This window comes from Priestia sp. Y58 (assembly GCF_029522095.1).
Lineage (GTDB): Bacteria > Bacillota > Bacilli > Bacillales > Bacillaceae_H > Priestia > Priestia megaterium_E.
Genome location: NZ_JAKWFL010000006.1, coordinates 366,562 through 372,937, shown reverse-complemented (window position 1 = coordinate 372,937; position 6,376 = coordinate 366,562). Strand labels below are relative to the sequence as shown.

3 protein-coding genes and 1 rRNA gene are annotated in these 6,376 nt (G+C 37.4%); all 4 read right to left on the bottom strand.

Annotated features, from left to right (window positions below; genetic code table 11):
• Positions 1-196, bottom strand: a 16S ribosomal RNA gene (locus MMB68_RS19880); the annotation flags it as partial.
• 268 nt (positions 197-464) lie between these two features.
• Positions 465-2,975, bottom strand: a complete 2,511-nt coding sequence (gene gyrA / locus MMB68_RS19875) for a DNA gyrase subunit A (protein ID WP_221785927.1) — start codon at positions 2,973-2,975, stop codon at positions 465-467.
• 126 nt (positions 2,976-3,101) lie between these two features.
• On the bottom strand, positions 3,102-5,018 hold the full coding sequence (gyrB, locus tag MMB68_RS19870; protein ID WP_028411910.1) for a DNA topoisomerase (ATP-hydrolyzing) subunit B: 1,917 nt from the start codon (positions 5,016-5,018) through the stop codon (positions 3,102-3,104).
• A gap of 238 nt (positions 5,019-5,256) precedes the next feature.
• Positions 5,257-6,375 carry a DNA replication/repair protein RecF gene (gene recF / locus MMB68_RS19865; protein ID WP_013054823.1) on the bottom strand — a complete coding sequence of 373 codons (1,119 nt, stop codon included), beginning with the start codon at positions 6,373-6,375 and terminating at the stop codon, positions 5,257-5,259.
• Position 6,376 lies beyond the last annotated feature (1 nt).

Genomic DNA, 6,376 nt, shown 5'->3' with positions numbered 1-6,376 from the left:
ATGAAGGAGAAGATCCTATCCGGTATTAGCTTCGGTTTCCCGAAGTTATCCCAGTCTTACAGGCAGGTTGCCCACGTGTTACTCACCCGTCCGCCGCTAACGTCATAGAAGCAAGCTTCTAATCAGTTCGCTCGACTTGCATGTATTAGGCACGCCGCCAGCGTTCATCCTGAGCCAGGATCAAACTCTCCGAAGAAATGTTTGACTTGCTCATTTAAAAAATAAAAATTAACGTTGACGTTGACGTTTACTATTTCGTTCAGTTTTCAAAGAACTCTTGTCTTAAAGCGACTCCTATATAATAACACTTTATAAGAATCGTTGTCAACACTTTTATATAACTTTTTTAAAACTACTAAAAAAGTTATATGTATTTTGCTGACTTTTTATATATTACCAAAATGAAAAGCCTACGGCAAGGTTTTTTTACATAAAAAAAGCCCCTGATTTTTCAGGGGCTCTTTTTATTCTTCCGTTTCTTCAGCTTCAATTACTATATCTGTCTCTTCATGTTCATCTAATTCATCTAATACTTCGTCTTCATCTTCTGAAGTTTGTACTTTTGCAACCGTTGAAACAAACTCTTCGTCTCCTAAACGGATGACTTTGACACCTTGTGTGTTACGGCCCATCTGTGAAATATCTGAAACAGAAACACGGATAAGAACGCCGCTTACTGTGATAAGCATAATATCTTCTTCTTGAGATACGCATTTCAGTGCGACAACATCACCATTTTTATCAGTGATATTACATGTTCTTAAACCTTTACCGCCTCTTGTTTGTACACGATATTCTTCAATCGGCGTACGTTTTCCATAACCATTTTTCGTAATGATCAAGACATCTGATTGTTCTTCGAGAATCTCCATACCGATTACTTCATCTTCTGAATCGAGAGTGATCCCTTTAACTCCAGTAGCCGTACGTCCCATTGAGCGAACATCATTTTCATTAAAACGAATTAACATACCCTTCTTCGTTCCAATAACCATATCGCGCTTACCATCTGTCAATTTAACAGAAATCAATTCATCTTCTTCTCTTAAATTCAAGGCGATAAGTCCGCTATTTCGAATGTTCTCAAAAGAAGATAAAGGTGTACGCTTAGAAATTCCTTGTTTTGTAGTAAAGAATAGATACCAATCGTCTACAAATTCATCGACGCGAATGATGGCATTTACCCACTCACCTTTGTCTACTTCTAACAAGTTAATAATAGGTATCCCTTTAGCCGTTCTTCCGTACTCTGGAATTTCGTATCCTTTTGTCCGATAGACTTTTCCCTTATTTGTAAAGAAGAGAATCGTATCATGAGTAGAAGTTGTTAAAAGATGTTCAACGAAATCATCTTCGTTTGTATTCATTCCTTGAATACCTCTTCCGCCTCTTCGCTGACTCTTATACGTAGAAACAGGCAAACGTTTAATATAGCCGTTGTGCGTTAAGCTAATAACAATATCTTGGCGAGGAATCAGATCCTCGTCTTCGATAATTTCCGCTCCTCCGCTTACGATTTCTGTTCGACGTCCGTCATTGAATCTTTCTTTTACTTCTATTAGTTCTTCTCTAATAATTTCTAATACTTTTTCTTCATCTGCTAAAATAGCTTTTAATTCAGCAATTAGCGCTAATAAAGATTGATATTCCGCTTCAATCTTCTCTCGCTCTAATCCTGTTAAACGCTGTAGGCGCATATCCAAAATAGCTTGCGCTTGTTTTTCAGATAACGAAAACTGAGTCATTAATCCTTCACGTGCAATATCTGTTGTTTGAGAACCTCTAATTAAAGCAATAACAGCATCTAAATTATCAAGAGCAATCTTTAAACCTTCTAAAATATGCGCACGTGCTTCTGCTTTTCGAAGTTCAAATTCAGTACGACGACGAATAACCACTACCTGATGGTCTAAGTAGTACTGTAGACATTGCTTCAAGTTCAATACTTTTGGCTGTCCATCTACTAATGCAAGGGTATTAATACCAAAACTTGTTTGAAGAGATGTCTGCTTATATAAGTTGTTTAATAAAACATTTGCATTTGCATCACGTCTTACTTCAATAACAATACGCATACCTGAACGGTCAGACTCATCTCGTAAATCCGTAATTCCATCAATCTTCTTATCACGAGCTAGCTCAGCAATTTTTTCAATTAGCTTTGCTTTATTTACTTGGTATGGTAGTTCATGAACAATAATAGTTTGTTTACCATTGCTTTGTTCTTCAATTTCTACTTTTGCGCGAACAATAATAGAACCTTTTCCAGTTTCATAAGCTTTACGAATTCCGCTGCGGCCAAGAATTTGTCCTGCAGTTGGGAAATCCGGGCCTGGAATAATCTCCATTAACTCTGCAATTGTGATATCAGGGTCTTGACTTACAGCTAAAACGCCGTCAATGACTTCCCCTAACTGATGCGGAGGAATATTTGTCGCCATACCTACCGCAATTCCGGCTGAACCGTTTACAAGTAAATTTGGAAATCTAGCAGGTAATACAATTGGTTCACGTTCAGAACCGTCATAGTTATCTTGGTAATCAATTGTATCTTTATTGATGTCACGCAACAGTTCCATCGAAACTTTTGACATTCTTGCTTCTGTATAACGCATAGCTGCTGCTGCATCTCCATCAACAGATCCAAAGTTTCCATGACCGTCAATTAGCATATAACGATAGCTAAAATCTTGTGCCATACGAACCATTGTTTCATATACAGCTGAGTCACCGTGTGGGTGATACTTACCAATTACTTCTCCTACGATACGAGCTGATTTTTTATATGGCTTATCCGATCCCATACCTAAATCATTCATTGCATATAAAATGCGACGGTGCACAGGCTTAAGTCCGTCTCTTACATCTGGTAAAGCACGCGATACAATTACGCTCATTGCATAATCTAAAAAAGATGCGCGCATTTCTTGACTAATATTTACTTCTCTTATTTGAGAGTTTGGTTTATCTGACATCGATAAGAACCTCCTTCGCGAAGTTCAGTATAGTAATTCATATATATGTAAACGCAGGATAGAACCTATCTCTATCCTGACGTTTATATACCCTTTATAAAAAATATAAAGGGTATTACCGTTCATTTAAATATCGAGATTTTTTACGTACTGAGCATTTTCTTCAATGAAATTACGGCGTGGTTCTACTTTGTCGCCCATTAAAATTTCAAATGTCTCATCAGCTTCAATTGCATCTTGCAAGTTCACCTGAAGAAGGGTACGGAACTCTGGATCCATTGTTGTTTCCCATAATTGTTCAGGGTTCATCTCTCCTAAACCTTTGTAACGCTGAAGGTTTGGCTTTGCGCCTTCAGGGAAAGAAGCTAATACCTCTTCTAATTGACGATCGTTGTACGCGTACTCCACCTTTTTACCTTGTGAAACTTTGTAAAGAGGCGGCTGGGCAATGTACACATATCCATGCTCAATAATCTGTCTCATATAGCGATAGAAGAACGTTAGAAGAAGCGTACGAATATGTGCACCGTCTACGTCTGCATCTGTCATAATCACAATTTTATGGTAGCGTGCTTTCGAGATATCAAAATCGTCACCAATACCCGTTCCTAGAGCGGTAATGATTGTACGAATTTCGTTATTAGATAAAATTTTATCTAAACGCGCTTTCTCTACGTTGATAATTTTACCGCGTAAAGGCAAAATAGCTTGGAAATGACGGCTTCTTCCCTGCTTAGCTGAACCTCCGGCAGAGTCACCCTCTACTACATAGAGTTCGCTAATAGAAGGATCTTTTGATGAACAGTCTGCTAATTTACCCGGTAAGTTTGAGATTTCAAGCGCACTTTTACGTCTTGTGAGCTCACGAGCTTTTTTAGCTGCCATTCTTGCTCTTGCAGCCATTAAACCTTTTTCAATTACCTTTTTCGCCACAATAGGGTTCTCTAGCAAGTACGTTTCTAAGTGTTCTGCAAATACAGAGTCAGTAATTGTTCTTGCTTCACTATTTCCCAGCTTTGTTTTTGTTTGTCCTTCGAACTGCGGATCTGGGTGCTTAATAGAGATGATAGCTGTAATTCCTTCACGAACATCTTCACCCGTTAGATTGGCGTCACTGTCTTTAAATACGCTGTTTTTACGTGCATAGTCGTTAATTACACGCGTTAACGCTGTTTTAAATCCTGCTTCGTGCGTTCCACCTTCATATGTGTGAATGTTGTTTGCAAAAGAATATAAATTACTTGTATAGCTATCGTTATATTGAATAGCAATTTCTACAGAAATGTTATCTCGATTACCTTCAATATAGATCGGCTCTTCGTGAATCACTTCTTTCGAACGGTTTAAGTGTTCAACATAAGACTTAATTCCGCCTTCATAGTGATATTCACGTCTTTTATCTTCTTCACGTTTGTCTTCAATCGTAATTTTAATGCCGCGATTTAAGAAAGCTAACTCACGCAGACGATTAGCTAACGTATCAAAGTCGTATTCAAGCGTTTCTGTAAAAATTTCACCGTCTGGATGGAATTGAATAACAGTACCTGTTTTATCTGTTTCTCCAACTACTTTTAAGTCAGCAGCCGGTACACCTCGTTCATATTTTTGATAATGAACTTTACCGTCACGATGTACGTGCACTTCCAAAGAGGTAGAAAGTGCGTTAACAACTGAGGCACCTACACCGTGTAATCCACCAGATACTTTATAGCCGCCGCCGCCAAATTTACCTCCGGCATGAAGAACCGTTAAGATAACTTCAACGGCAGGTCTGCCCATTTTTTCTTGAATACCAACCGGAATTCCACGACCGTTATCTTTGACTGTAATACTATTATCCTTTTCGATAATGACATTAATTTCATCGCAATAGCCGGCCAGCGCTTCATCAATACTATTATCTACAATTTCCCATACAAGATGATGTAAACCCTTTGCGCTCGTCGATCCAATATACATCCCAGGACGTTTACGAACAGCTTCTAATCCTTCTAATACTTGTATCTGATCAGCTTCATATGCTTGTACTTCTTTTTGTTCCATCGTCAAATGTATCACCTACACTTTTTTTTAACAGCAAACTGCTGTATTTATCATTTTGTATTATGTTTTTCGAATATTATGTGGAAATAATACGGAGCCTTTAATGTATTTGCAATTTGTTTACTTATGCACAAAATTTCATAATCGAGGGTACGAGTTGAAATATATAACTTAAAACTATAATGATATCATATTTCAGTTAGATTGCCTTGTGAAAAATTTTTAGACAGATCAATTACTATTTGACCTTTTGAATTTGGCCAGCTTCTACGTGATATGTAGCGGCTTTTTCTAAGGTCTCGTGATGAATTCCTTCAATGCTCGTTGTCGTTACAAACGTCTGAACTTTTCCTTGAATGGTATTTAGCAAGTGTGATTGACGAAAATCATCTAATTCAGACAATACGTCGTCTAAAAGCAAGATTGGATATTCACCTACTTCTTGATGAATTAACTCAATTTCAGCAAGCTTTAACGATAAAGCAGTCGTCCGCTGTTGCCCTTGTGAACCAAATGTTTGAACGTCTTTTTCATTAACGTAGAAAAGAAGATCATCACGGTGTGGTCCTGCTAAGGTGACACCTCTATCAATTTCTCTACTTTTTATTTTATCAAACTTTTGATGATATGCTTCTAACATTTTCGACAAATCTGCATCTTCTGATACATCAATTGAATTCTTATACTCAATTTTTAATGTTTCTAAGTCTCGACTGATCCCTTTATGAATAGGCTCTGCCCACTGTTGAAGTAACTGTAAAAACTCAAAACGTTTTTTTAAGATTTTCGCCGCCATTTCACTTAACTGTAACGTAAGTACGTCTAAAAGTGAAAGATCCGTTTGTTTTTTTGTCTGCAGCTGCTTCAAATATTGATTTCTTTGCTGCAAGATCTTTTGATACCTGCTTAAATCATGCATGTAAACAGGCGAAACTTGACCAATTTCCATATCGATAAATTTGCGCCTTACTTGCGGACTCCCTTTGACTAGGTTCAAATCCTCCGGAGCAAACATGACAGTGTTAATTGATCCTATATATTGACTGAGTTTTTTCTGCTCAATGTGATTATATTTTGCTTTTTTCCCTTTTGTTGAGATGACTAAATCCAGTGTAACAGGCCCTCTATGCTTTTCTACAATGCCCGATAGCTTTGCATACTCACAGTCCCATTTAATTAATTCTTTATCGTTGGATGTACGATGAGATTTAGCCATAGATAATACGAAGATCGATTCCATCACGTTTGTTTTACCCTGTGCATTTTCACCCAAAATGACGTTTACTTTATTTTCAAAAGGAATCGTTGTCTTCGTATAGTTTCGGTAATTTGTTAAAGTAATTTCTTTAATATACAAA